The following is a 25,178-nucleotide window of genomic DNA, read 5'->3' on the forward strand; positions in this document are numbered from 1 at the left end:
GCCTACCGCGAGGGAATGCCGCGGACCGCGCGACGGACACTTTCAGCACTGGGCGCGAGTGACCATGACGGGTCGTCGAGACTGCGGCGGAAACCGAGAGTTCGCGAGTTTCTGTTCGACGACGTTGTCCGCCGAACAGGTGACAGAGATCATCACCAAATCCGAAAAGGATTTCGCCGCCGCGAATTTCGGATTCTGGGGGTTGCGCGAGACCGGCGCGGACGGACTTCTCCTCGGCACGGCCGGGCTCCGGCGACTCGGCGACGGACCGGAATTGGAGGCCGTCTACAGCGTCGATCCGCACCACCGGGGTCGCGGACTGGCGCGCGAGGCGGTGGTGACCTCCGCCTTCGAGGTGCTCGGGCTGGACCGCGTGCTCGCCGAGATCGACGAGGGCAATACGGCGTCGATCGCGGTGGTCGAGCGGTTGGGGATGCGGCCGTTCGAGACCGTGCCCGGCGCACTCGGGCCGATGATCCACTACTCGCTCACGAACCCGGATCAGGTCACGGAAATCGAAGAAATCGAATAGGCGACCGCGATCACCAGGGCGGTCGCCACCACCGCGGAGATCGCGACGGCGAAGGCGGTGATGGAACGTTTTCCATTGCTCCAGTCGCCCTTTCGATGCGAATGCAGGACGGCGCTGCGCTGGACCGCGATGACGGTGACGACGGCCAGCGCCACCATGGCGACGAAGGCGAGCACGGTGACCGGCCAGTATTCGCTGGTAAATGCGACGCGGATGAAGAGCAACAGATTGGCCATGCAGCCGATCGCGGTGCGGCGCCAGGCCAGTGCGGTGCGCTCGGCCGCCAGTCCGGTTTCCGGGCTGATCACGAGATCAGCAGACCGAAGCTGGCCAGCACCGCGATGATGGCGATGCCGAAGGCGAGAATCGGCACCATGACCGTGTGCGGGAGTTTGTCGCCGTGTTCCATCGCGGACTGCACATGCCGCCAGCGGCCATACGCGCCGACGGCGATGACGGCCGCCAGCACGATGCAACTCACGGCGACCGCACTGCGCAGCCCGTGATGCCGGAAGGGTCGAACCAGCTCGTGCACGGCCACACCACCCGCCAGCAGCCCCAGCGCGGTACGCATCCACGCCAGAAAGGTGCGCTCATTGGCCAGCGTGAACCGGTAATCGATCGCCGGCGCTTCGTTTTCCGAGGAGCTCATCACGGGTGTCCTCCAGGGGCGTTCAAGTGGCATTGGCGCTGTTCACAACCGGGCGTGTCATCCACACTCGCCGGACACGGTATCCCGCAGCCGCCTTCGGGAGCACACGCTGATCCTCATGCGACTGATCACGTTGACTCCAGCCGCCCTGTGCACGGTGTTCCTGACCGCGCCCAGCACCGCAGCGCCCATCGGCGACTTCGATTGGCCGCTACAACCCCGCCCCGCCGTGGTGCGGCCCTTCGACAACCCCGAGCACGACTGGCTCCCGGGCCACCGCGGCGTCGACCTGGCGGGCAGCGACGGCCAATCCGTGCTCTCGGCGGGTGACGGCATCGTCGTGTTCGCCGGAACCGTCGCCGATAAGCCGGTCATCTCCATCGACCACCCGGGCGGCCTGCGCACCACCTACGAACCGGTGTCCGCGGCAGTTCCCGTGGGCCGCCGCGTAACTCGCGGCGCCCCCATCGGCATTCTGCGCCCTGGCCACCCGCCCTGCTCCCCGTGCCTGCACTGGGGCGTCCGCCGCGAGCGCGAATACCTCGACCCGCTGGGCCTCATCCGCCACGCCCCGGTTCGTCTGAAGCCACTGATCATCGAGCCCCAACACGCCTGAATACCTTCCCAGCACCGACCAGAGAGAGGATGGGAGCATGCCAGAGCAGCCCGCCACCGTTCCCTTCAGCTACGCCGAAGTCGGCGGAACCCAGGGCGACCTCCCGCCGGGCTACGACCACTTCCACCTGCGCCGCCGAATCGGTTCCGGCAAAGCGCTTTTCGACCGGGCAGCCGACCACATCCTCAGCTTCGGCATGCAACGCGACACCGGCATCTTCCAACAAGCCACCACCCCCACCGCCCAACCCGGCACCGAACTCACCGTCCGCCTGGGCCTGGGCCCACTAGGCGTGACCGCCCCCTGCCGAGTCGTCTACCTCCTCGACGAGCCGAACCGTCGCGGCTTCGCCTACGGCACCCTCCCCGGCCACCCCGAAAGCGGCGAAGAACTCTTCGCCGTCGAGTGCGACCCCACCGACGACTCCGTCTACGGCGTCATCACCGCCTTCTCCCACCCCGGCACCTGGTACACCCACCTAGGCGGCCCCCTCGTCCACCTCATCCAACGCTGGTTCGCCCACCGCTACATAGCCACCATCCGCCCGCACTGATCGACCCACCCGCCAATCGGTTTCGGGAATCGGGGTATCAGCGCGGATCCAGGTGAACGGCCAATGCCGCGGCTTCAGCGCGAAGAGTTGCGGCTCGGTCGACTCCGCCGGACATGGCCTCGTAGTCCTGTGCGGCGGTGCGGCGGTCGTCGATTTCCGCCCGGACGATGGCGAGGATGCCGGCCTCGGTCAGGGCGCGGCGAGCTCGTTCGGCTGCGCCGAGACCTGCCGCGCTGTTCTCGATCGCACCGGCTCGGATATCGGAGCCGTCCACTGCTTCGGCATTGTCGATGGCCGCCAGGGCCGAGCGCAGCGCCGCGACGGCATCGCGGTCGCGCTGCTTCATCGCGGTGGGGAGGGCGGCGCGCAGACGGTCGCGGAGTGGCTGGGTCTCGAGGGACATGATCGGGACGGTACGGCGGCAAACCGATCGCGTCGAACATATTTCGCGGTCAATCGGCGGTGAGGCGAGCGATGGCCTCATGGTTGATCTCGGTGATGCGGACCGAGAAGTCGAGGATGGTGCGAAGTTGGGCGTCCGTGTAGCCGGCGAGCAACTGTTCCGTCTGCTGCGCGAAATCGACGAAAAGGCGTGCGCCGCTGGACATGTAGTCCTCGTCGACCTCGATCAGGATCTTGCGGCCGTCGTCGGGGTGTTTGCGGCGGCGGACGAAACCCCGATTGGCTCGCACCGTTTTTCGCCAACGACACCGGCCCGGCCGCCCGCCTCATCGCGGCGGGCGAGGAGCTCATGCCGCTGACCGATATCTACTACCTGCCCCACCTGCCGCACTGGCACAGCGACCGCATGGTCGTGCTCGGAGATGCCGCGCCCGCCCCGTCCAGCAGTTCGGGGCAGGGCGCGTCGCTGGCCATCGAGGACGGGGTCGTACTGGCCCGTTGTCTACGCGATCTACCGATCCCGGAGGCGTTGCGGCGCTTCGAGGCGTTGCGCAAGCCACGCGTCGAGGAGATCATCGAACGGGCCGCCAGGGTGAACCGCAGCAAGGCCGCCGGACCGCTGAGCCGCGCGTTCATGGCGATCTTCCTGCCGATCGTGATGCCGCTCGTGGCCCGCGGCAAGTCCATGCGGCGGACCTACGAGTATCACCTCGACTGGGATGAGCGCGTGGTCTGAACGCCTGCGGGAGCGGTTTTCTCGCGTTCGGCGAGCTCGGACTTCCAGCGGCGGAAGCCCTCCTCGGTGTGGCCGCGCCGCCAGTAGCCGGAGATGGAAGAGGCCCATTCGGCGGGAACGCCGCGCTCCTTGCGAATATACGGCCGCAGATCGTGCATGACGGCCCCGGCCTCGCCGTGAATGAAGACCTGGACTTGGCCGTCACGCCAGGGTGCGGAGCGGACGGCCGCGGCCAGCCGCTCCCCCGGTTCGGCCGCGGCGCGGTGAATCCAGGTGAGCTCCACGCCTTCCGGGTGTGTGAAGGCGAGTTCGTCGGCAGAACCGGCGACTTCCGCGAACACCTGACCGACCGCGTCGGCGGGCAGGGCTGCGCAGGCTGCCGCGATAGCCGGGAGCGCGGATTCGTCGCCGGCCAGCAGATGCCAGTCCGCGTCGGGGCGTGGGGCGTAGGCGCCGCCCGGGCCCATCAGGTCGATGCTGTCGCCCGGCCGAGCCGCGGCGGCCCACGGTCCAGCAATGCCCTCCTCGCCGTGGTAGACGAAGTCGATGGCGATCTCCTGCGCCGCGCGGTCCACCTCGCGCACGGTGTAGGTGCGCGTGACATCGCCGTCGGCGCCCGGGAAGACCAGCTTGACGTAGGCGTCGGTGCGGTCGTTGGGCTGGAAGGACGCGAAACCGGGGCCACCGAGCCGGACGCGAATCAGGCGATCGGTCAGGCGGATTGTGTTCTGGACCACCAGCGTTGTCCGTATACGCGCCAAGAGGACACCTCCATACTTAGGGTTACCTAAGTGACGCTACACGAATTCCGATAGGTCGTCGATAGTATTTCGATAGGAAGTCGGTCAGTGGATACCGGCGATGAGCGCCGCCACAGCGGCGGCCAGGCGATCCAGTCCGGGGCCGGGTGGGCCGCCCGGCTCGGTCATGTAGAGGTCGCGGCGGATCTCCACCATCACAGCGGTGACGCGAGGCTCGCGGCGATAGAAATGCAGGGGCACATAGGTTCCCGCGAACGGGCTGTTGACGCCGACCTCGCCGAAATCGATGAAGGCCCCGGCCGCACGGGTGAGCAGTTCCGCCGGGGTGTGGAAGACGTCCGCGCCCAGGCAGATCGGCGGCCGGGGGCCATCGCCGTGCAGTTCGTAGGGCAGTCGGTGGGTCGGGTAGGAGTGGACATCGATGATCACGGCGCGGCCGACCGCCGACAAGCGATCGGAAATCAGTTCGGTCATGGCCTGCGCGTACGGGTGAAAGTAGCGGTCCAGCAGGGGCGACGGGTCGAAATCATCTGCGCGCAAGGGCATCCGATCCGTTGTAGCCGTGTACACCGCGCCCATGCCGACCGCAAGCATCTCCTCCCGCTCGTCCGGGAACCGCTCCGGGTCGACGACCAGGCGTGACAGCCGGTTCACGAATCGCCATGGCCGCGTGGGTGACAGCCGGACAGTTTCGGCGGCCAGTCTCGCGGTGTGGGCGTCGGTGATCATGTCGAGTTCACGGTCGAGCGCCCGGTCATCGAGCAGCAGGTCCGCTCGCACCGATGCGGGAATCTCGCGGGCCGAGTGCGGAACATGCAGCACCACAGGCGAATCGGGGGCACCGGACAGCAATTCGGCGGAGTCAGGGATAGGCATGGTGGTCAGGCGCGTGGATGAGCTTGGTCGTGCACCTTCTTGAGCCGATCGATCGACACGTGGGTGTACAGCTGGGTGGTGGCCATGCTGGCGTGGCCCAGGATCTCCTGCACCACACGCAGGTCCGCACCGCCTTCCAGCAGGTGGGTGGCGGCGGTGTGCCGGAAACCGTGCGGCCCCATATCGGGTGCGCCCGGAATGGCGGAGACCACCTCGTGCACAACCGTTCTGGCCTGCCGCTGATCGATCCGGCGCCCCCGGCGGCCGAGCAGCAATGCCCGCCCCGACTCCGCGGTGGCGAAGGCCGAACGCCCGTACCGCAGCCAGGCGTCCAGGGCCCGTTCAGCGGGCGGCCCGAACGGCACCGACCGCTCCTTGTTCCCCTTGCCCAGCACCCTGACCAGCCGCCGCTCCCGGTCCACGTCCTCGATATCCAGCCCGCACAGCTCGCTCACCCGGATCCCGGTGGCATACAGCATCTCGACAATCAGCCGGTCCCGCAGGGCCATCGGATCCTGCTGCGCCGCCCCCGATTCCGCCGCCTCCATGGCCTCCTTCGCCTGCTCCCGCCCCAGCACCGAGGGCAGCACCCGATGCGCCCGCGCCGACCCGAGACGTGGCCCCGGATCCACCGCCAACCGCCCGGTATGGGTCAGCCACGCCGTGAACGTCCTAGCCGATGAAGCCCGCCGCGCCATAGTGGTCCGCGCCGCTCCCCCCGCAGCCTGCGCTGCCAGCCACGACCTCAGCAACTGCAAATCCACCTCCCCCACACCGGAATCCACCGCACGCCCCAGCAAGTGCTCCAGCAACCCACGCGCATCCCCCACATAGGCCCGCACCGTATGCTCCGACCGATTCCGCCCCAACCGCAGATGCCGCCCATACTCGGCCAGCAACGCCTCCAGATCCTCGGGCATCTCACGCATCATCCACCCACGCTGACCCCGATCCCGCCGCATATCAAGCGCCCTCGCCGCTCGCGCCCGTCACACCATCCCATCGTGACCGGGACTGCGGCTTCCCCTACAGCATCTACACCGGGGTCACCGATGTCGTTCCTGGGCGGCCACGACGGCGGAGGTCGTGGACGGGTTCGTGCGATACCAGCCATTGCTGTCGCAGGCGACCAGGCCCACGATCTCCAATGCGGACAGGGTTGCCCGAACCGCAGACATCGACAGGCCGGTATCGGCGACCACGGCCCGGGGCAGCCGAGATCCGGCACCCGGAAGGGCAGCGAAGACCAGCGCCTGCTCACCGGACAGGTTGTCCTCCGGATTGGGCGGAACAACGCCCGGAAGCGAGAGGCGAAGCGGACCCGCCTCGTCGAGGATGTCCTCAGCTCGGGTGACGATGAAGGCCTCGCCCTCGCGGATCATGCGATGGCACCCGACAGAGGCCGCGGATGTGACCGGCCCCGGCACCGCCATGGCCGGGCGGCCCAAGCGGCGGCACCATTTCACCGTATTGCGCGCCCCGCTGCGAATCCCGGCCTCCACCACCACAACACCGTCCGCGAGCGCGGCGATGATCCGATTTCTGGCCAGAAAGTGGTGCTTGCGCACGGATGTCCCAGGCGGGTACTCGGTGACGACCAAACCGGTGTCGACGATCTCGGCCAGTAGTTGGTCGTGCTGAACGGGATACGGCCGATCCGGCCCGCAGGCGAGTACCGCGATCGTCATGCCACCGACAGCCAGCGCGGCCCTGTGTGCCATCCCGTCGATCCCGAATGCCGCACCGGAGACAACGGTCCACCCCCGCGCAGCCAGTTCCCCGGCGATCTCCCCGGTCGCGTGATTGCCGTATCCGGTGCTACACCGCGCTCCCACCACGGCGATCGATCGCTCGGTGGCCTCCACCAGCGACCGCTTCCCCCGCACCCACAACACCAGCGGCACAGCCGCATCCGCATCCTGCGCCGGATCAAGCTGCCCCAACCCGAGCATCCGCCAGGCGGGCCACTCCGCATCATCCGGTGTCACCACCCGCCCACCCAGCCGCTCGATATGCGCCAGGTCCCTTTCCGCTCGGTCGATCCCGCGCCGCAGTTCGGTGGGGCCCCGCAGCGCCTCGGGCAGAGCGCACTCCCGCACGGCCCGCGCCGCCTCCACTACCCCCACCGACCCGATCAACGCCGACAACGCCGCACAGGGTCCCTCGACCACTCGCGACAAGTACACCCACGCCAACCGCCGCTCATCCGTATCGCTGCGGCCAACAGTTGCTGCTGCGGGGCTTTTCGCGCCGTGCATCGCGCCTGTCCAACCGGAGCCCCTGCCGAATTCGCTGCCGTAGCCGGGCGGGCGGCGCGACTCGGAACGGGTTACACCGTCGGACCCGGGCTGGTCGACAGGCCCGGGGCCGGTCGCGGGGGCGGCACGGCCATCAGTCACCCGGATGGCGGCGTGGGCCGCCGTGTCCTCGGAGGCCGAGACGGATTCGCGGGGTCCGGTGCGCGGCGTCGGAGCGTGGCTGTTCGTCGTCTCACTCATGCTCCACCTCGCTGCCGGAAGCTCAAAGCCTGCAGGACGTCCTGGGCGTTGGGTAAGTCGCCGCCGCGGAGGTCGCAGACGGTCCAGGCGACTCGGATGGCGCGGTCGGCGCCGCGGGCGGACATGCGGCCGTGCTGGAGGGCGTTCTCGACCGGGGCAAGGGCCTGGTGAGGGAGGCGGAAGCGTTGGCGGAGAACGTGTCCGGGAACCTCGGCATTGGTGGTCATGCCGAGTTCGATCCATCGCTTCGCGGCCGCCTCGCGGGCCGCGGTCACGCGGGCGCGGACCACCTCGCTGCTCTCGACCTCGTCCCCGGTGAAGGCCCCGGCGGCCTGGGCGTGCATTTGGACCGAGAGATCGATGCGGTCCATCAGGGGGCCGGAGAGTTTTCCAAGGTAGCGGCGGCGGGCCAAAGGCGCGCAGATGCAGTCGATATCGCGAGCGGGGGCGCACGGGCAGGGGTTGGCGGCCAGCACGAGTTGGAAGCGCGCCGGGAAGCGGAACACCCCGTCACGGCGTGCGATCCGAACTTCGCCCTCCTCCAACGGAGTTCGCAGTGCTTCGAGCACTTTCGCGCCGATTTCGGCACACTCGTCGAGGAAAAGGACGCCGCGGTGGGCGCAGCTCACCGCCCCCGGTCGCGCGGAACCCGAGCCGCCGCCGATCATCGCCGTGACCGACGACGAGTGATGCGGTGCCACGAACGGCGGTGCGGTGATCAGCGGAGCGTCGTCGGAGAGCGTGCCCGCCACCGAATGAATCGCGGTCACCTCCAGGGAATCCTGTTCCCGCAGCGGTGGCAGTAGACCCGGGAGGCGTTGTGCCAGCATGGTCTTCCCGATGCCGGGCGGACCGGTCAGCAGCAGGTGATGTCCGCCCGCCGCGGCCACTTCCAGTGCCCAGCGCGCCTCGTCCTGGCCCACCACCTCACGCAGGTCTCCGATCGAGGGCGCGGCCGCGGGCTGGACCGGATCCGGAAGGGTGAGCTCGCCCCCGCCGCGCAGCCAATCCAGCAGTTCGAGCAAGGTCGAGGCACCGAGCACGCGTATGCCGCCCACCAGACCCGCCTCGGGCAGGGCGGCTGTCGGGACGATGACGGTGCGCTGGCCCGCGCGGCGGGCGGCAAGGACGGCCGGGAGCACGCCCCGTACGCGCCGTACCCGGCCGTCGAGGGCCAGCTCACCGAGCAGAACCGATTCGGCCAGACGATTCGACGGGATGGCGCCGGCCGCGTCGAGAACCGCACCGGCCAGGGCCAGGTCGTAGACGCTTCCGACCTTCGGCAGCGTGGCCGGGGAAAGCGCCAGGATGACCCGCCCATCCGGCCATTTTTCACCGGTATTGGTGACAGCGGCTCGAACTCTGTCTCGGGATTCCTGCAGGGTGGTGTCGGGGTGACCGACCAAGTGGACCGAGGGGAGGCCCTGGCCTATGTCGGCTTCTATTTCTACGAGTTGGCCTTCTACGCCGTTGACCGCCACGGAATAGGCCCTGCCCAAAGGCATTTCAGAACACCGCCTTCAGGTGGCGGATGTCCGGGGCATGGCCGGGGCGCAGGAGGACGGCGATCACGTCGAAGCGGATGCGCTGGTATGAGCCGTCCTGTTCCCGCAACCAGCGGGCGGCGAGTTCGCGGATGCGGCGCTGTTTGAGGTAGGTGACGGCTTCCTCGGGTGGGCCGCAGGTCAGGTTGCGGCGGGTTTTCACCTCTATGAAGGCGGTGACCTCGCCCTCGCGGGCTATGACGTCGAGTTCGCCGAAGCGGCATCGCCAATTGCGGGCGAGGATCTGCATTCCGGCCTCGGACAGATACCGCGCCGCCAGTTCCTCGCCCTGCGCTCCCAGCGCCAGATGCTGTGCCATTCAGCCAGCATGGCCGGGCCCGTGACGGACCCGGCCATGCCGAACTGGGAAAACGGTGGGCCTGTGGATAGCTTGCGGGCTGTGGACTAGTCGGGAAGCCGCAGGTCCGTCTTCTCCAGCTCCTCGATATTCACGTCTTTGAAGGTGATCACGCGAACGTGCTTCACGAAGCGCGCCGGCCGGTACATGTCCCACACCCATGCATCCGACATCCGCACCTCGAAGTACACCTCGCCATCGGCGTTCTGCGGCCGCAGCTCGACGGAATTGGCGAGGTAGAAGCGACGCTCGGTCTCCACCACGTACGAGAATTGCCCGACGATGTCCTTGTACTCGCGGTACAGGGATAGCTCCATCTCGGTTTCGTACTTCTCGAGGTCCTCGGCGCTCATCGGGTGGAACGTCCTCCTTGTCGCCCAACTGGGTGTAAAGACATCATCCCGCATACGCGGTATCGGTAGCCACTCGGCCGGTCTCCCGGACGTTTCGCCACGACCGGCGGTGCTCGGGGGTGATGCCGAGGCGGGTCAGCGCCTCATTGTGCTCGGGGGTGTTGTAGCCCTTGTGGGCAGCGAACCCGTAGCCGGGGTATTGCTCGTCCATCTGGACCATCATGCGGTCCCGGGTCACCTTGGCCAGCACACTGGCCGCGGCGATGCAGGCCGCCGACGCGTCGCCGCCGATCACCGGCAATGACGGCACCGGAATGCCCGGCACCCGGAAACCATCGGTGAGCACATAGCCGGGCGCCGGATCCAGCCCCGCCACCGCGCGCCGCATGCCCTCGATATTGGCCACGTGAATGCCGATGGCGTCGATCTCCCAGGCCGGGATCACCACCACCTCCCACGCCAGCGCCAGCCGCTTGATGATCGGGAACAGCTGCTCGCGGGCGTTCTCGGTGAGCTTCTTGGAGTCGTCGAGTCCGGCGAGAGAGGCGTAGGCCTTGGGCGGCAGCAGGCAGGAGGCCACCACCAACGGGCCCGCCGCGCAGCCGCGCCCGGCCTCGTCCACGCCCGCGACCGGGCCCAATCCGCCGCGGATCAAGGCGGCCTCCAGCGTGCGCAGGCCGCCGGCCTGCCGCATGACCACGCGCGGCGGCCAGTCACCGCGGTCGATCCGCTGAATCTTCTTGCCGCCGCGCGCCTTCCGGTTCACGCCGGGCTCGGCGGCACTCGCCATCTTCCCCACCGGTCGATTATCCCGCTGTTCTCAGTTCGTCTGCGGGTCCTGCGCCCGGACCGGACCGATCCGGCTCGGCGGCCAGATCTTGAACACGGCCTTGCCGCGCACATCCTTGACCGGGACGGTGCCCTGCAGCTCGTCCCTCATGTGGTAGCGGGAATCGGCGGACTCGGCACGGTTGTCACCCATCACCCACAGGTTGCCGTCCGGCACCTTGATCGGGCCGAAAGCGCGACCGCCCGCGTTGAACTGCACATCCGGGTGCGCGGGGTCGAAGGGGTTGTTGAACTTCACGTACGGTTCGTCGAGTGGCTTGCCGTCCACCAGGATCCGGCCCTGGGCATCGCAGCACTGCACGGTCTGGCCGCCGGTCGCGATGACCCGCTTGACCAGATCATTCTCATCCGGCGGCACCAGGCCGAAGAAGGACAGGAAGTTCTGCACGCCGCGAACCGCGGTGTTCGAGCTGCGGATCGACTTGTAGTGGCGGTTCCAGTCGTCGGTCGGGCCGACGAAGACCACCACATCGCCCGGTTCGGGATCACCGAAGTAGTAACTCAGCTTCTCCACGTAGATGCGGTCACCGGTACAACCCGCGCAACCGTGCAGGGTGGGCTCCATGGACTGCGATGGGATCACGTAGGGCCGACCGATGAAGGTCACCAATAGCGCCACGATGAGCGCGGCGAAACCGACCAGGATGGGCAGCTCCTGCCAGAACGGGCGCTGCTTCTTCTTCGGCTTCGGCTGGGGGGTCTCGGGCGTGTCCGCCCCGTCGTTATCGCCCGACCCGGACATCGTCACCGACTCGCTCTCGTCTGCCACCGGAACAGAGTAGCCCGGCACCGCGAAGAACCATGCGGTGCCGGGCTACCGGTTGTCGGGCGAGCCGACAATGCCACTGTGCGGAACCTGCCGTCGGCCGGGGGCCGAGGCGGCTGCTACCTCAGCGCTTCTCCTTGATCTTGGCGGCCTTGCCGCGCAGATCGCGCAGGTAGTACAGCTTGGCGCGACGCACGTCACCGCGGGTCACGACCTCGATCTTGTCGAGGTTGGGGCTGTGCACCGGGAAGGTGCGCTCCACGCCGACACCGAACGACACCTTGCGCACGGTGAAGGTCTCGCGGATGCCACCGTTCTGGCGGCGGATGACGACGCCCTTGAAGACCTGGATGCGCTCCTTGTTGCCTTCGATAACCTTCACGTGCACGTTGACCGTGTCACCCGGGCGGAAGTCCGGGATGTCGCTGCGCAGCGAGCTTGCGTCGACGAAGTCGAGGGTGTTCATTTCCGTCCTTATTGGAGTTCGCGCGAACAGAGGAACCTGGCGGCTACCCGCGAGGGTGCTCTACCGGTTCGTGCTCCGGATATTTGGGCGGTGCCCGGGGCGAAGAGCACCCGAGGCAACCTGAGCATTGTGCCAGACTCCCGGATCAGGCCGTTAATCGACCCTACGTGCGGGTATTCGCCCGGGTTAGGGCGGAGGCGATATCCGTGACCAGGGGCGGGTAGTCGGTGGCGCCGGTGACCACGTGCAGGAAGACCAGTCGATCCTGCTCGTCGGTCGCGGCTTTCAGACAGTGTCGCAGCCCGCCGACCGTGGTCGCGCGGAGGGTGAGGACGGACTCCGCGTCGCCGCCGAACGCGTGCGGAAGTTCGGACCAGCGCCACGGGGCGATGTCGTTGTACGGGGCGGCGGGACCGTGGATGGCGCGTTCGATGGCGTAGCCGTCGTTGTCGACCAGGATGATCACGCCGTTCATCCGCTCCCGAATCCAGGTTCCCAACTCCTGGATCGAGAGTTGAGCCGCGCCATCGCCGATGACGAGCACCGCACGGCGATCAGGGCAGGCGATGCCCGCGCCGAGCGCGGCCGGCAGGGCATATCCGATCGAGCCCCAAAGCGGCTGGCCGAGGAATGTGATGCCGGTCGGCATGCGCAGCGTGGCCAGGCCGAAGAAAGCCGAGCCCTGGTCGGCCACGACGATGTTGTTGTTGCCCAGCGCTTCCGCGACCAGAGGCCAGAGGGCTGCCTGGGTGAGCGGGGTTTCCGCAGCCGGCAATTCGACGGGAGGGGTGGTCGTCGGCGCGGGAATCGTTGCGGGAGCGGTGAATTCGGGGGCGATGCCGGTGAGGATCTCGAGGGCGGCGGTGAGGGACAGCGGCGCGAAGGCGTCCACTCCCCCGATGACCGTGCGCTCGGGACCGATGTCGATGGTCCGACGGGGATCGATGCGGTGACTGAAGCCCGCGGTGATGCTGTCGGTGTACTGCACACCGACGGTCACCAGACGTTCGGCGTCCTCGACGGCGGCGCGAATCTGCGGCGGGGAGGCCGCGCCGGTGTAGACGCCGAGGAAGTTCGGGGCGGATTCGTCGACCACGGTCTTGCCCCAGGCCAGCGTGGCGTGCGGGAGGCCTTGTGAGTGCCCCGAGGCCGGGCCGACCAGGGTCCGCAACCGATCGGTCGCTCCGACCCGGTCGACGAAGATATCGGCCAGCACCGCGACCCGGCGACCGCTCAGGAATTCGCGAGCGGCCTGCGCGAAAGCGGCACGCGCGCCCACGCTCGAGAAGTCGGCGGGCGGAGCCAGCGGCATCGCGGGCCGGGACACCTCCACCCGCGCCGTATCGGTGGCCAGCATGAGATACCCCGGACGGCGTTGCACGCGAACCGAATTCAGCACCCGGTCGATCTCCTGACAGGCGTCGGCGGCCCCGAGATCGGCCTGCGCGCAGGTGACCTCGGCGGCGATGCGGCGGAAATGGTGGAAGTCCCCGTCACCGAGGGTGTGGTGGATGACGCGGTGGTTGGCCTGGATGTCCTTGGCCGGGACGCCCACGATGTGCACCACCGGGACATGCTCGGCGTAGCTGCCCGCGATGGCGTTGACCGCGCTCAGCTCGCCCACGCCGTAGGTGGTGACGACCGCGCCGATGCCGCGCAGGCGGGCGTACCCGTCGGCGGCGTAGCCCGCGTTCAGCTCGTTGGCGCTGCCGATCCAGCGGATGTCGGGGTGCGCGATGACGTGGTCGAGGAACTGCAGATTGAAATCGCCGGGGACACCGAAGATTTCGGTGACGCCCAGTTCCCGCAGCCGATCGAGCAGGTAGTCGCCGACAACGTAGCCCATGGATCAACACTGGCACGCCGATCGACCATCAGCAACCTATTGGCTATCGACAGACTCCGAGGGCCGCTCCATGGACCCGAACTCCACGGCCGGGTCCGCGGACCTGGGCTCCGCGGCCATGTCCGGCGGGTTCGGCTCCGACGGGTGCTCCGCGAACATGCGACCGGGGATCAGGTGCAGATGGGACGAGGGCGGCGCGGGCGGGGCCGGGACCACGGTGCGGGCCAACTCCTCCTCGGCGGCGCGCAGCACGTGGGCGGCATCGGGCTTGCCCGCCAGCAGGTCCTGCACGAAGATCTTGGCGCGGATCATCGGGCGGCGGTAGCGGCGTTCACGCCGCACGGCACGGCGCATCAGGCCCGGGCGTGAGGCGTAGCGCCAGCGCGCCCAGGGTGCGCCCGGGCGGCTCAGCCGGAGGGCTCCGATGACCAACAGCGGCGGGAAGAACATGCCGAACAGACCGGTCCAAATCTTGCCCTTGGCAATGACAATGGCCGCCAACAGCAGGTTCATCAACGCGAACGCGATCGTGAACAATCGCTCGGGCACGTTCGGATCGGACCGGAGATCACGAATCTCGCCGATGTCCAGCAACCACAGCGGATGGAAACCGAGCAGCAGCAACCCCGTCACCGCGAAGGCCACGAAGACCGCGTCCACCGAGGTGCGGCCCTGCTCTTCCCAGTACACGTCACGCAGGTAGTAGATGAGCGCGAACTCGTCGAGCACCAGCGCCGCGCCGACCCCGAAAACCGCGGCCAGCGCGCTGATCACGTCGATCGTGCTCTGATACAGCACCACCAGACCCATCCCGGAACCGAGCACCAGGATGACGCCGAACACCATGTGGTGGATGTGCACGTCACCGGCCCGCACATTGCCGGGCCACCAGCGCACCTGTTTGCGGATGAGCCGCACACTGATTCGGATCAGCAGGAATCCCACGATGAAGCCGAGCAGCAGACATGCCAGCGGCAATCGGCCGTGCGCCACCACGACATCTTCCCACCACCGACGCACATCATGCATGCCCGTGTCGCCTCCGAACCCTCGCGCGAACGCCAACCCCACGCCACGCTACCTGTGCGAGCGACCGGCGCGCGGAGATCGCATCCACTCGCGACATGGTGGAGCAACCGTCCAGCCACCATCGAAACGGCGGCGCCGGTAACTAGGCTCACCACCATGCGACTGAGTACACGAAACCAGCTCGATGGAACAGTCACCCAGGTCACCCGCGGTGAGGCCATGGCCGTCATCCATATCCGGCTCACCGGCGGTGACGAGATCACCTCCTCCATCACCCGCGACGCCGCCGACGATCTGGGTCTCGCCGAGGGCAAGCCCGTGAAGGTCCTCATCAAGTCCACCGAGATCACCCTCGCCGTCGAATAGCCGGCAGGCGGCCGAGGCAGTCTCACTCCGGACCGCCTCGGCCCCTTCACCTTCGACAAACCTCCCCACCTGCACCAACGGTCGGCCGGTCAGTCGGTCCAGGTATGGTCGCGTGCATCGCAGCGTCACGAACGGGAGCCCCCATGCCGAACGACATCGTCTTCGAGAGCGTCGCCCCCGTCATCCCGGTCCTCGACCTCGAGGCCGCCCTTTCCCGTTATCGCCGCCTCGGCTTCACCGCCCATGCCTACGACAGCGACGCCCGCTACGGCTTCGCCGACCGCGGCGGAATCTCGCTCCATCTCACCGAATGGGACGAACACGACCCACAACGCACCGCCGCAGCCATCTATCTCTACGTCTCCGACGCCGATACCCTCCACCGGGAATGGTCAGCCGCGGCCCTCCCCGGCCGCCTCACCACCCCGGTCGATACCGAGTACGGCCTACGCGAATTCGCTTATGTGGACCCCGACGGCACTCTGCACCGGGTCGGCTCTGCGCCGGCTCAGGCGCAGGCACCGCATGAGCTGTGAGAACACGCCGATCGGTGCGTGGTTGAGGGTGCCGCGCTGATTTCCGGAGGTGGAAAACCCCGTCCGGCCGCACCCAGGGTGCGGGTGCGGCCGGACGGGCGGGGTGGAACGGGAGTTGTCAGCCGCCGAATCCGGCGCGGCGCAGGGCGTCGGCCATCGAACCGCTCGGGGCGGGCTGGTTGCGGCGGTCCTGGTTACGGTTGCCGCCGCCCTGTCGTTGGCCGCCCTGGCGGTTGTTGTCGCGGTTGCCGCCGCGGTTGCCGCCATGATTCGTGCGGGGGGCGCGGTCATTGCGGTCGGGCTTGGCGGTGCCCGGCTCGTCGTCGAGGCGCAGGGACAGGCCGATGCGCTGACGCTGGACGTCGACCTCGAGGACCTTGACCTTCACGACATCGCCGGACTTCACAACCTCACGGGGGTCCTTGACGAAGTTGTGGGACATGGCGGAGACGTGGACCAACCCGTCCTGGTGGACGCCGATGTCGACGAAGGCGCCGAAGGCGGCCACATTGGTGACGACGCCCTCGAGGACCATGCCGGGCTTCAGGTCGGCGACTTTCTCGATGCCCGCGGCGAATTCGGCGGTCTTGAATTCGGGCCGGGGGTCGCGGCCGGGCTTCTCGAGCTCGGCGATGATGTCGGTGACGGTGGGGACACCGAACCGCTCGTCGGTGAAGTCGGCGGGGCGCAGCGCGCGCAGCGCCGAGGTGTTGCCGATGATCTCCTGGATGCTGCGGCCACTGGAATCGAGGATGCGACGGACCACCGGGTAGGCCTCGGGGTGCACGGCGGAGGTGTCGAGCGGGTCGTCGCCGCCGCGGATGCGCAGGAAGCCCGCGCACTGTTCGAAGGCCTTGGGGCCCAGGCGCGGCACGTCCTTGAGGGCGGCGCGGTTGCGGAACGGGCCGTTGGCGTCGCGGTGCGTCACAATGCTTTCCGCGACCGAACCGGAGATCCCGGACACGCGCGACAGCAGCGGCACCGAGGCGGTGTTGACGTCGACGCCGACCGCGTTCACCGCGTCCTCGACGACCGCGCCCAGCGAACGGGCCAGCAGCGTTTCGGAGACGTCGTGCTGGTACTGGCCGACGCCGATGGACTTCGGGTCGATCTTCACCAGCTCGGCCAGCGGATCCTGGAGGCGGCGGGCGATGGAGACCGCGCCGCGCAGCGAGACGTCCATGTCGGGCAGTTCCTGCGAGGCGTAGGCCGAGGCCGAGTACACCGAGGCGCCCGCCTCGGAGACCACGATCTTGGTGGGCTTGTTCTCCGGGATGCGCGAAATGAGTTCGGCGGCAAGGGCGTCGGTCTCGCGGGAGGCGGTGCCGTTGCCGATGGCGATGAGTTCGACATTGAAGCGGGCCACCAGCGCGCCCAGCACCGCGAGAGACTTTTCGGTCTGGCCCTGCGGCTTGTGCGGGTAGATGACCTCGGTCGCGACCGCCTTACCGGTCGAGTCCACCACGGCCACCTTCACGCCGGTGCGGTAGCCCGGGTCCAGACCCATGGTGGTGCGGGTACCGGCGGGCGCCGCGAGCAACAGGTCACGCAGGTTGGCCGCGAACACATCGACGGCATCGCGTTCGGCGGACTGCCGCAACCGCATGCGGGTGTCGATGCCCATGCTCACCTGCAGCTTGGTCCGCCACGCCCAGCGCACGGTGTCCAGCAGCCAGGAATCGGCGGCCCGGCCCTGATCGGCGATGCCGAACTTGATCGCGATGCGGCCCTCATAGATCGAGCGCTGCCCGTCTTGGAGCTCCTCGGTGTCGGGCTCGAGGTGCAGGTTGAGCACCTCCTCCTTCTCGCCGCGCAGCAGTGCCAGGATGCGGTGCGAGGGCAGCTTGCTGAACGGCTCGGAGAATTCGAAGTAGTCGGCGAACTTCGCGCCCACCTCTTCCTTGCCGGCGCGCACGGACGAGCTCAGCTGTCCGCGCTCCCACATGAGCTCGCGCAGTTCACCGACCAGGTCGGCATCCTCGGCGAAACGCTCCACCAGGATGGCTCGGGCGCCGTCGAGCTGTTCGGCGCTGTACTGCGCGGGATCGGTGGTCGGGTCGTTCAGTAGCGCGTCGGCCACCGGCTCATGCCCGGCCTCGCGGGCGATCTGCGCCTTGGTACGCCGCTTGGGCTTGTAGGGCAGGTAGATGTCCTCGAGGCGGGCCTTGGTATCGGCGAGCATGATCTGCGCGTGCAGCTGCTCGTCCAATTTGCCCTGGCCACGGATGGATTCGATGATCGAGGCCCGACGATCGTCGAGTTCACGCAGGTAGTGCAGACGCTCATCGAGGGTGCGTAGCTGCGCGTCGTCGAGTCCGCCGGTGACTTCCTTGCGGTAGCGGGCGATGAACGGCACGGTCGAGCCGGCATCCAGCAGTTCGACGGCGGAGCGCACCTGCTCCTCGCGCACCCCCAGCTCGTCGGCGATGCGCCTGCCGATGCTGGCGATGCGGACGGTGCTCGCCGCACCTGTGGATGCTGCACCTGTGGATGCTGCGCTGACGGTTTCGGAGGCTGTCGTCACGCCCGCAGACACTACCGCCGCCACCCGACAGCGCGTGCAAGGCCCACGCACTGTCCGCCACACGATTCCGCTTTCCCAGGACCCCAGCGCCCGGCCAGAGACGTCACCGATTGCGCATACGCGCCCGCGATGGATGCCGAAACACTTCCGCACGCGCCCGGAAAGTCGCCCCGATCCTCACGAAATCAATTGTTGCGTAGCGAATTTCAGCTCAGCCGAAATCTCTTGGGGAGGCCTTGAATTCGGGGCAGTACACAGAGACGGCGGCACGGATGAGGGCGGACTCGTCACCCCACTGATCGGTCGCCACAACCGGCGTGCCGACGCGCAGGCGGGCGCAGACGTCCTTGCCCGCGGCGATGAGGCGCTGCCCGTCCTCGGTGTTCTCGTAACCCGGCGACGCGACCGTCTGGTCGCCCAGGCGGCTCAGGAACAGCGAGTCGAGGTTGTCGGCGACCGCCTTGCCGCCGCTGAACAGGGCGGCGAACAGGGCCAGCCCGGCCAGGGCCGCGCCGAGAAAACCATTGGGTTTGCGCATGATTGCTCCTCTTCGCGCAGGTCCTACTGCTCCGGTAGGAGGTCGGGCCTGCGTTCGGCCGTGCGGCGCAGCGACTGTTCGTGCCGCCACTCGGCGATCTTGGCGTGATTGCCGGACAGCAGGATGTCGGGCACGTCGAGGCCGCGCCAGCTCACCGGCCGGGTGTAGGACGGGCCTTCCAGGAGTCCGTCGGAGAACGAATCCTGTTCATGGGATTGCTGATTGCCGAGGACGCCCGGGATCAACCGGACGATCGCCTCGGTCATGACCAGCACCGCGGCCTCGCCGCCGATGAGCACATAGTCGCCGATACTGACCTCTTCGACCCGTACGCGGCGCCGGGCATCATCGAATACACGCTGGTCGATGCCCTCGTAGCGGCCGCACGCGAACACGATGTGCTCTTCGGCGGACCACCGCTGCGCCGTCTCCTGGGTGAACGGCACACCGGCGGGAGTCGGCACCACCAGCAGTGCGTCGTCCGGGCACACCTCGTCGAGGGCGTCGCCCCACACGGTCGGTTTCATGACCATGCCCGGCCCGCCGCCGTACGGGGTGTCGTCCACGGACTTGTGCACATCGTGGGTCCACCGGCGCAGGTCGTGCACCTCCACCTCGAGCAGACCCTTGTCGATCGCCTTGCCCAGCAAGGCCGCTCGCATCGGCTCGAGGTATTCGGGGAAGATCGTGACTACGTCGATTCGCACGCCGCTACTCCGGGTCCAGCAGGCCCTCGGGCGGGTCGATGACGATCAGACCGTCGGCGACGGACACCGTCGGCACGATGGCCAGCACGAACGGCACCAGGATCTCCCGGCCCGCGGGCGGGAATGCCTCCCCCGCTTTGATCGAAAGCAGTTCTCCCGCAGCCGAATGCAGCACCTCGTTGACAGTGCCGACAACAGTGCCGTCACCGAGTTCGACGCGCAGACCCTCGAGTTCGTGATCGTAGTACTCGTCCGGGTCCTCCGACGGCGGCAGATCCGCGGTGTCGACCACGAACAGCATGCCCCGCAACGCATCCGCGGCGGTGCGGTCGGCGACGCCGTCCAGACGCAGCAGAAGCCGACCCGAGTGCTCCCGGGCCGACTCCACTTCGAATTCCCGCGTCCGTTCGGCGCGCGGCAGCCTCCCCTTCAGGACGCTGCCGGGCGCGAACCGCAGTTCCGGCTCGTCGGTGCGGACTTCGACGACGAGTTCGCCACGCACACCGTGCGATTTGGCGACCCGCCCGACGACCAGTTCCATCTACTGATCCGTGTCGACCACGTCGACGCGAATGCCCTTACCGCCGATCCCGGCGACCAGGGTGCGCAGGGCGGTCGCGGTACGACCGCCGCGACCGATCACCTTGCCCAGATCGTCGGGGTGCACGTGCACCTCGACGGTCCGGCCACGTCGGCTGGTGATCAGCTCGACATGGACGTCATCCGGATTGGCGACGATGCCGCGAACCAAGTGTTCGACGGCATCGGCGACGACGGCACTCATGATTACTCGGCAGCTTCGGTGGTGGCCTCGTCAGACGCAGCCTCGGCAGCGTCTTCCTTCTTGGCGGCCTTCTTCTTCGGGGTGACGGCCTCGGCGACCGGCTCGTTGTCGGCGGCGGCCAGGGCGGCGTTGAACAGGTCCAGCTTGGACGGCTTGGCGGCCTTGGTCTTCAGGGTGCCCTCGGCGCCCGGCAGGCCCTTGAACTTCTGCCAGTCGCCGGTGATCTCCAGCAGACGCTTCACCGGCTCGGTCGGCTGCGCGCCGACACCCAGCCAGTACTGAGCGCGCTCCGAGTCGATCTCGATGAGCGACGGCTCTTCCTTCGGGTGGTACTTGCCGATGGACTCGATGGCGCGGCCGTCACGACGCGTACGGGCGTCGGCGATGACGATGCGGTACTGCGGGTTGCGGATCTTGCCCATACGGGTCAGCTTGATACGAACAGCCATGAGCTGATGCCTTTCCAATGGTTGGTCACGTCGCAATTCAGCAGCCCACACATGGTGGACCCGGTTTTGCGTCAAGTGCTGTGACCGCCGCGCGGTACGGAACCGGAGACGGGCTGACACTGTCCTCGATGAGGACGGTCGTCCATTCTGCCAGACCCTCGACCGCCCGAAGAAATCGCCCCGATCCGGACCCCGAACGACAAACAGCCCATCGGGGACGACCCCGATGGGCTGCATCCTACGGCGGCTGCCGCGCGTGCGATCTACTGCGGCTGCGACGAGCTGCCGCTGGTCAGCAGCTTCACGATCAGGCCGGCCAAGATATCGATCGCCAGGGCTTCGATGGACCCCACGGTCATCTCCTCATCAGGTTGAACAACAAACGTCTGAAGCATGACCGATTCACTTTGGTTGCGCAGCCGAATCGCCAGACCGGTCCGGCCGAACCCTCATCTGCGGCGCATGCAGATCGTGGTGCCCGTCGTGGCGCCGGGGTTGTCGGTGAGGCTGACGACGGTGCCCGGCGGGACAGACATTGTCGTTCGACGCGTGGCGATCGGTGACCTGGTACACGGCTCCGGGGTCACCCACCACCGCCGCTTCCGAGGCGCCGGAGCCATCGGCATCCCCACCGCCCCATACGGCGACACCGAGCCTCCACCCGGCGGATACCCGTTCATGCCCTGGGGCCACGCCACCTGCCTGCCCGAGGGAACAGGCTGCCCCCAGCCGGAATTCACCCCTGACGCCTGCACCGAATACTGCGGCGCACTCGGCGGGATAGGCGTAGGCATAGGCCACCCAGGCCGCACCGGACCAGCCGCGGCGACGGACGGAGCCTCGGGCTCGGACAGATTCGGGCCGATCGACGACTCGGGCGACGCCGCAGGCGCCGCAGCAACCACTGTCCCGGCCGCGGCGGCCGATGCCGAATCACCAACGGGCGCAGACGCGGACTGTGCAATGGAAGCGGCCGGAACCTCAACCGGGGCGGCGGGCGACGGATCGTCCAGGGGGCAGGCCGGTCCGACGGGAGAGTCGAACGGTCGGTGAATTCGGATGGTTCGGGCACGGTGTCCTGCCACGGAGCGGGTGCGGCGATCTCTGCAGCCACGCAGGAGGCGATCGTAGAATCCGGCAATTCAAGTGCCGGACAGACGGATTCGATTACCTATTCGCGACGGCGACAGGCTGCCTACGGACGGCGCCGGCCGGCGCTCGACGTCAGCGATGATCGGTGACCGGGCCGCGGCGGTCGTAGACGCGGCCACGGAGGACTACCCAGGAGGGATTGGCGACCACGGTGAGGTCGCGGCTGGGATCGTCTCGATAGACGACGAAATCGGCGGGGGCGCCGGGGATGATGCCTGGGTGGCCGAGCCAGGTGCGGGCGTGCCAGGAGGAGGCGCCGAGGGCGGCGTGGGGGGTGAAGCCGGAGCCGGCGAGGGCGAGGATTTCGTCGGCGATGCGGCCATGGCGGATGGAGCCGCCGGCATCGGTGCCGGTGTAGATGGGGACTCCGGCCTCATGGGCCTTCGCGACGGTGTCACGGGAGCGGCGGTGCAGGTCCCGCATGTGGGCGGCGTAGGCGGGGAATTTGGTTGCGCTGTCGGCGATTCCGGGGAAGGTGTCGATATTGATGAGGGTCGGGACGAGAGCGGTGCCGTGGGCGGCCATCAGGGCGATGGTGTCGTCGGTGAGCCCGGTGCCGTGCTCGAGGCAGTCGATGCCGGCGTTGAGGAGACCGGGCAGGGCGTCCTCGCCGAAGACGTGCGCGGTGACGCGAGCGCCCTCGCGGTGGGCGGCGTCGATGGCGGTCTTCAGGACGTCATCGGACCACAGGGGCGCGAGGTCGCCGACCGAGCGGTCGATCCAGTCGCCGACGATCTTGACCCAGCCGTCGCCGCGGCGCGCCTGTTCGGCCACGATCTCGGGCAGGTCGCGCTCGTCGTCGAGTTCGATGCCGAGTTCGCGGATGTAGCGCTTGGGGCGGGCGATGTGGCGGCCCGCGCGAATGATGCGCGGCAGATCCTCACGCTCGTCGATGAAGCGGGTATCGATGGGCGAGCCCGCGTCGCGCAGCAGCAGCGCGCCCGCATCGCGTTCCACCTCGGCCTGGGCGATGGCGCCCTCGGAATCCTCGTGTCCGCCACCGTATCTGATGCCGACGTGGCAATGGGCGTCGACGAGCCCGGGCAGGATCCAGCCGGCGGCGTGCACGGTCTCGGCGTCGCGAATCGGCTCGGCGCTGATCACGCCGTCGTGCACCCACAGGTCGCGGATTTCGTCGTCGGGAAGGACTACGCCGCGGAAATGCAGCCGCATGCCGCCTCCTCGCTGTGGACGGTATGTCTCGACACAAACCTGGCCGCGTCCACTATCGCACCGGTCGTCCCGCACGGTGATGTCGGTCCGCTCCCGGCATACCTCGCGAATTGCGTGCAGCCCGTCCGCGATGACGGGATGCCGGACGCTCCCCCGCCGCTACGCCGCCCGATACCGCCGGATGCGCTCACCGCGATCATGAGCGCGCGAACTCACCCATCAGAGTGGACAGATCGTGACGGATCGGCAGCCCGTGCCCGGGGACGAGAACTCCGGCCTGGAGGGCGCTCAGCGCGCGGGCGCTGGCGAGAGTGCCTTCCTCGTCGTGGTTGAACACTCCCGGCAGCAGTTGCAGACCGTTTTCCAGCAGCAGGGGGTGACCGGTGACCAGGGCATCGCCGGAGAACAGCACACCCTCCGACGGCATGAGATACGCGGTGTGACCGTTGGTGTGACCGGGAGTGGGCACCGCGACGAAACCGCCGGGCAGCGCCGCCAGGGTGTCGGCGTCGGCGGTTGCGGCCGTCGGCACGCTCATGCCGATGTGACCGGCCACCGCGCGCAGGGTCTGCGCCACCCAGACGGCGCCACGCCGGGTCCGCAGCTGCCGGACCATGCCCACGGGCGTGATCTGCTGCAGATATTCGCGTTTGGCGTGCCGGACCTCCTCGGCGCCGGTGTAGACCGGCACACCCAGTCGCTCGACCAGGGTCGGAATGGCGCCGATGTGATCGAGATGCGCGTGCGTCAGCAGCACCGCGACGATATCGCCGAGCTCGTGCCCGATCTGGCGCACCGAGTCCAGCACCGAAACGGTGTCGGAGGGATATCCGGCATCCACGACGGTCACACCGCGATCGTCACTGATCAACGCCCAGTTGACGTTCGTGCCCGCCACCACGTAGACGGAATCGGAAACCTGATCGATTTTCACGTCGCTGTCCTCAGTGTTGGATTCTATGTTCGATCACGCCGATGCCGTCGATCTCCAAGCGCAGTTCGTCGCCTGGAGCCAGCCAGCGGCCCACTTCCATTCCGCTGCCGCCGGGCAGCGTGCCGGTGGCCAGCAGCTCGCCCGGGTACAGCTGCTCGGAGCGCGAGGCGTGCGCGATGGCCTCGCCGAGGGAGAAGCGCATGCCCTGGGTGCCGGTGCGGGACACCGTTTCACCATTGATCGCCACCGTGGCCGCCAGCCGGTCGAGCCGGTCCGCCACCGCCGCACCCGCGACCGCGGTCGCGGACATCGAACTGGTGAAGTGCTTGGACTTCTGCGGGCCGAATCCGGACCGCATTTCGGGCAATTGCACGTCGCGGGCCGAGAAATCGTTGATGACCACCACCGCCCCGATCGCGGCCAACGCCTCCTCCGGTGACGCGTCGCGCAGCGCGGCCCCCAGCACCACCCCGAGCTCGAGCTCGAAATCCAATGCGCGACTGTAGGCGGGCGGCGTGATCGGGACGCCCGAGGGCACGATGGTCAGCGCGTTGGACATGTAGTAGATGGGCTGCGCGTACCAGAGCCGATTCGGCCGGTAGGCCGGGAACGTCCGGCCGGTCAGCGCCTCGAACGCCTGCCCGACACGGTATCCGGCGGGCAGGAACCGGCGGGCCATCCCGCGCGCCGCGTCGACCGCGTGCTTCTCGTAGAGCATGAAGTCCCGGAACGAGGCCGGGCACACCGGCAGCACCGTGGCCCCGTCGGCGACGTCCAGGCGCTCGTAGCGGGTCACCTCGAACTCCTCGGTCCAGACCGATGGCACGAAATCGGCTGCGCCGGAACCGGATTCGTCGACCGTCGTCCAGCCGCCGCCGGTGTCGATCTGGCGGAGGATGCGTCGCTGACCGCGGTCGAGGGTGCGGCGCAGGCGCGGGAGCGGGGTCGGCTGTGTCATCGCATCACCCGTTCTGACGCGTCGGAGGGAACCAAGTGGTCACGCAGGAACCGTACCGATAATTCCGGCCTGTGTACGGCATGACCCATGGCACAGCGGTCATCGTCGGCGTACAGGACCGGTCGCGCGTTCGGCCTGTGCCAGGAACAGGACCGACGTCCAGGTCGAAGCCGGCCGCGCCCGCGAGAGTGGCGTCCTGGCTCATGGCCCGGCCACGACC

31 protein-coding genes are annotated in these 25,178 nt (G+C 68.2%); 6 read left to right on the plus strand and 25 right to left on the minus strand.

Annotation, left to right across the window (positions count from 1 at the left end):
- Nucleotides 1-64 precede the first annotated feature (64 nt).
- Nucleotides 65-532, plus strand: a complete 468-nt coding sequence (locus tag GLP40_RS09055; RefSeq protein ID WP_196054597.1) for a GNAT family N-acetyltransferase — start codon at nt 65-67, stop codon at nt 530-532.
- Here the strand turns inward: GLP40_RS09055 and GLP40_RS09060 are convergent.
- Together GLP40_RS09060 and GLP40_RS09065 are read right to left on the minus strand one after the other, a co-directional pair.
- The gene (locus GLP40_RS09060) at nt 502-840 is read right to left on the minus strand and encodes a DUF202 domain-containing protein (RefSeq protein ID WP_154787434.1); all 339 of its coding nucleotides are present in this window, start codon (nt 838-840) and stop codon (nt 502-504) included. The two genes, GLP40_RS09055 and GLP40_RS09060, sit on opposite strands and share 31 nt — an antisense overlap.
- The gene (locus GLP40_RS09065) at nt 837-1,184 is read right to left on the minus strand and encodes a YidH family protein (protein WP_154787435.1); all 348 of its coding nucleotides are present in this window, start codon (nt 1,182-1,184) and stop codon (nt 837-839) included. Before GLP40_RS09065 ends, GLP40_RS09060 begins: the two co-directional genes overlap by 4 nt.
- Before the next feature lie 118 nt (nt 1,185-1,302).
- On the opposite strand from GLP40_RS09065, the gene GLP40_RS09070 reads away from it, so the two are divergent.
- Nucleotides 1,303-1,800 carry a M23 family metallopeptidase gene (locus tag GLP40_RS09070; protein WP_154787436.1) on the plus strand — a complete coding sequence of 166 codons (498 nt, stop codon included), beginning with the start codon at nt 1,303-1,305 and terminating at the stop codon, nt 1,798-1,800.
- A 37-nt stretch (nt 1,801-1,837) separates the two neighbouring features.
- On the plus strand, nt 1,838-2,353 hold the full coding sequence (locus tag GLP40_RS09075) for a DUF1990 family protein (RefSeq protein ID WP_154787437.1): 516 nt from the start codon (nt 1,838-1,840) through the stop codon (nt 2,351-2,353).
- A 37-nt stretch (nt 2,354-2,390) separates the two neighbouring features.
- On the opposite strand, the gene GLP40_RS09080 is transcribed toward GLP40_RS09075, so the two are convergent.
- Together GLP40_RS09080 and GLP40_RS09085 are read right to left on the minus strand one after the other, a co-directional pair.
- Nucleotides 2,391-2,756, minus strand: a complete 366-nt coding sequence (locus GLP40_RS09080; RefSeq protein WP_154787438.1) for a GatB/YqeY domain-containing protein — start codon at nt 2,754-2,756, stop codon at nt 2,391-2,393.
- A gap of 49 nt (nt 2,757-2,805) precedes the next feature.
- Complete coding sequence (locus GLP40_RS09085) at nt 2,806-3,045, minus strand: helix-turn-helix domain-containing protein (protein ID WP_154787439.1); 240 nt, start codon at nt 3,043-3,045, stop codon at nt 2,806-2,808.
- 59 nt (nt 3,046-3,104) lie between these two features.
- Here GLP40_RS09085 and GLP40_RS09090 point away from each other — a divergent pair, with 59 nt between their 5' ends.
- Nucleotides 3,105-3,491, plus strand: a complete 387-nt coding sequence (locus GLP40_RS09090; protein ID WP_154787440.1) for a flavin-dependent monooxygenase — start codon at nt 3,105-3,107, stop codon at nt 3,489-3,491.
- Here GLP40_RS09090 and GLP40_RS09095 read toward each other — a convergent pair.
- The 12 genes from GLP40_RS09095 to GLP40_RS09150 form a co-directional block, all read right to left on the minus strand.
- Nucleotides 3,461-4,252 carry a siderophore-interacting protein gene (locus GLP40_RS09095; RefSeq protein WP_154787441.1) on the minus strand — a complete coding sequence of 264 codons (792 nt, stop codon included), beginning with the start codon at nt 4,250-4,252 and terminating at the stop codon, nt 3,461-3,463. The genes GLP40_RS09090 and GLP40_RS09095 overlap by 31 nt on opposite strands.
- Before the next feature lie 84 nt (nt 4,253-4,336).
- The gene (locus GLP40_RS09100) at nt 4,337-5,128 is read right to left on the minus strand and encodes an N-formylglutamate amidohydrolase (RefSeq protein WP_154787442.1); all 792 of its coding nucleotides are present in this window, start codon (nt 5,126-5,128) and stop codon (nt 4,337-4,339) included.
- Nucleotides 5,129-5,133: 5 nt separating this feature from the next.
- Nucleotides 5,134-6,057, minus strand: coding sequence for a tyrosine recombinase XerC (locus GLP40_RS09105; protein WP_154787731.1), 924 nt, complete (start codon nt 6,055-6,057; stop codon nt 5,134-5,136).
- A gap of 117 nt (nt 6,058-6,174) precedes the next feature.
- A complete protein-coding gene (gene dprA / locus GLP40_RS09110; RefSeq protein WP_154787732.1) occupies nt 6,175-7,386 on the minus strand; it encodes a DNA-processing protein DprA in 1,212 nt (403 codons plus the stop codon).
- A 236-nt stretch (nt 7,387-7,622) separates the two neighbouring features.
- Nucleotides 7,623-9,131 carry a YifB family Mg chelatase-like AAA ATPase gene (locus GLP40_RS09115; protein WP_154787443.1) on the minus strand — a complete coding sequence of 503 codons (1,509 nt, stop codon included), beginning with the start codon at nt 9,129-9,131 and terminating at the stop codon, nt 7,623-7,625.
- Between the two features lies 1 nt (nt 9,132).
- The gene (locus GLP40_RS09120) at nt 9,133-9,489 is read right to left on the minus strand and encodes a YraN family protein (RefSeq protein WP_154787444.1); all 357 of its coding nucleotides are present in this window, start codon (nt 9,487-9,489) and stop codon (nt 9,133-9,135) included.
- Between the two features lie 86 nt (nt 9,490-9,575).
- Complete coding sequence (locus tag GLP40_RS09125) at nt 9,576-9,881, minus strand: DUF2469 domain-containing protein (RefSeq protein WP_040859817.1); 306 nt, start codon at nt 9,879-9,881, stop codon at nt 9,576-9,578.
- A 43-nt stretch (nt 9,882-9,924) separates the two neighbouring features.
- Entirely contained in the window at nt 9,925-10,680 is a 756-nt protein-coding gene (locus GLP40_RS09130) for a ribonuclease HII (RefSeq protein ID WP_328289907.1), read from the minus strand.
- 21 nt (nt 10,681-10,701) lie between these two features.
- Nucleotides 10,702-11,499, minus strand: coding sequence for a signal peptidase I (lepB, locus tag GLP40_RS09135; protein WP_407671560.1), 798 nt, complete (start codon nt 11,497-11,499; stop codon nt 10,702-10,704).
- 121 nt (nt 11,500-11,620) lie between these two features.
- Nucleotides 11,621-11,962, minus strand: coding sequence for a 50S ribosomal protein L19 (rplS, locus tag GLP40_RS09140; RefSeq protein WP_033086110.1), 342 nt, complete (start codon nt 11,960-11,962; stop codon nt 11,621-11,623).
- Nucleotides 11,963-12,125: 163 nt separating this feature from the next.
- Entirely contained in the window at nt 12,126-13,808 is a 1,683-nt protein-coding gene (locus GLP40_RS09145) for an alpha-keto acid decarboxylase family protein (RefSeq protein WP_154787445.1), read from the minus strand.
- A 36-nt stretch (nt 13,809-13,844) separates the two neighbouring features.
- Nucleotides 13,845-14,828: a hypothetical protein gene (locus GLP40_RS09150; RefSeq protein WP_407671571.1), complete on the minus strand. Its 984-nt coding sequence runs from the start codon at nt 14,826-14,828 to the stop codon at nt 13,845-13,847.
- A gap of 165 nt (nt 14,829-14,993) precedes the next feature.
- Between GLP40_RS09150 and GLP40_RS09155 the strand changes: the two genes are divergently transcribed.
- Both GLP40_RS09155 and GLP40_RS09160 read left to right on the plus strand, forming a co-directional pair.
- Entirely contained in the window at nt 14,994-15,203 is a 210-nt protein-coding gene (locus GLP40_RS09155; protein ID WP_154787446.1) for a TOBE domain-containing protein, read from the plus strand.
- 155 nt (nt 15,204-15,358) lie between these two features.
- Entirely contained in the window at nt 15,359-15,739 is a 381-nt protein-coding gene (locus GLP40_RS09160; RefSeq protein ID WP_328289992.1) for a bleomycin resistance protein, read from the plus strand.
- Nucleotides 15,740-15,857: 118 nt separating this feature from the next.
- On the opposite strand, the gene GLP40_RS09165 is transcribed toward GLP40_RS09160, so the two are convergent.
- From GLP40_RS09165 to GLP40_RS09205, 9 genes are all read right to left on the minus strand, one after another.
- Nucleotides 15,858-18,188 (minus strand): Tex family protein, encoded by a 2,331-nt coding sequence (locus GLP40_RS09165; RefSeq protein ID WP_328289993.1) that lies wholly within the window; start codon nt 18,186-18,188, stop codon nt 15,858-15,860.
- A 286-nt stretch (nt 18,189-18,474) separates the two neighbouring features.
- Complete coding sequence (locus tag GLP40_RS09170; RefSeq protein WP_154787448.1) at nt 18,475-18,801, minus strand: DUF732 domain-containing protein; 327 nt, start codon at nt 18,799-18,801, stop codon at nt 18,475-18,477.
- 23 nt (nt 18,802-18,824) lie between these two features.
- The gene (gene trmD / locus GLP40_RS09175) at nt 18,825-19,508 is read right to left on the minus strand and encodes a tRNA (guanosine(37)-N1)-methyltransferase TrmD (RefSeq protein WP_328289908.1); all 684 of its coding nucleotides are present in this window, start codon (nt 19,506-19,508) and stop codon (nt 18,825-18,827) included.
- A 4-nt stretch (nt 19,509-19,512) separates the two neighbouring features.
- Nucleotides 19,513-20,049 carry a ribosome maturation factor RimM gene (gene rimM / locus GLP40_RS09180; RefSeq protein ID WP_154787449.1) on the minus strand — a complete coding sequence of 179 codons (537 nt, stop codon included), beginning with the start codon at nt 20,047-20,049 and terminating at the stop codon, nt 19,513-19,515.
- Entirely contained in the window at nt 20,050-20,292 is a 243-nt protein-coding gene (locus GLP40_RS09185; protein WP_029930032.1) for an RNA-binding protein, read from the minus strand.
- A 2-nt stretch (nt 20,293-20,294) separates the two neighbouring features.
- Complete coding sequence (gene rpsP, locus GLP40_RS09190; RefSeq protein ID WP_154787450.1) at nt 20,295-20,741, minus strand: 30S ribosomal protein S16; 447 nt, start codon at nt 20,739-20,741, stop codon at nt 20,295-20,297.
- Nucleotides 20,742-21,965: 1,224 nt separating this feature from the next.
- Nucleotides 21,966-23,066 (minus strand): amidohydrolase family protein, encoded by a 1,101-nt coding sequence (locus GLP40_RS09195; RefSeq protein WP_154787451.1) that lies wholly within the window; start codon nt 23,064-23,066, stop codon nt 21,966-21,968.
- A 196-nt stretch (nt 23,067-23,262) separates the two neighbouring features.
- Entirely contained in the window at nt 23,263-24,000 is a 738-nt protein-coding gene (locus GLP40_RS09200; protein ID WP_328289909.1) for an MBL fold metallo-hydrolase, read from the minus strand.
- A gap of 10 nt (nt 24,001-24,010) precedes the next feature.
- Nucleotides 24,011-24,958 carry a fumarylacetoacetate hydrolase family protein gene (locus tag GLP40_RS09205; RefSeq protein WP_154787452.1) on the minus strand — a complete coding sequence of 316 codons (948 nt, stop codon included), beginning with the start codon at nt 24,956-24,958 and terminating at the stop codon, nt 24,011-24,013.
- Nucleotides 24,959-25,178 lie beyond the last annotated feature (220 nt).

Source organism: Nocardia aurantiaca, from assembly GCF_009708175.1.
Classification (GTDB): Bacteria; Actinomycetota; Actinomycetes; order Mycobacteriales; family Mycobacteriaceae; genus Nocardia; species Nocardia aurantiaca.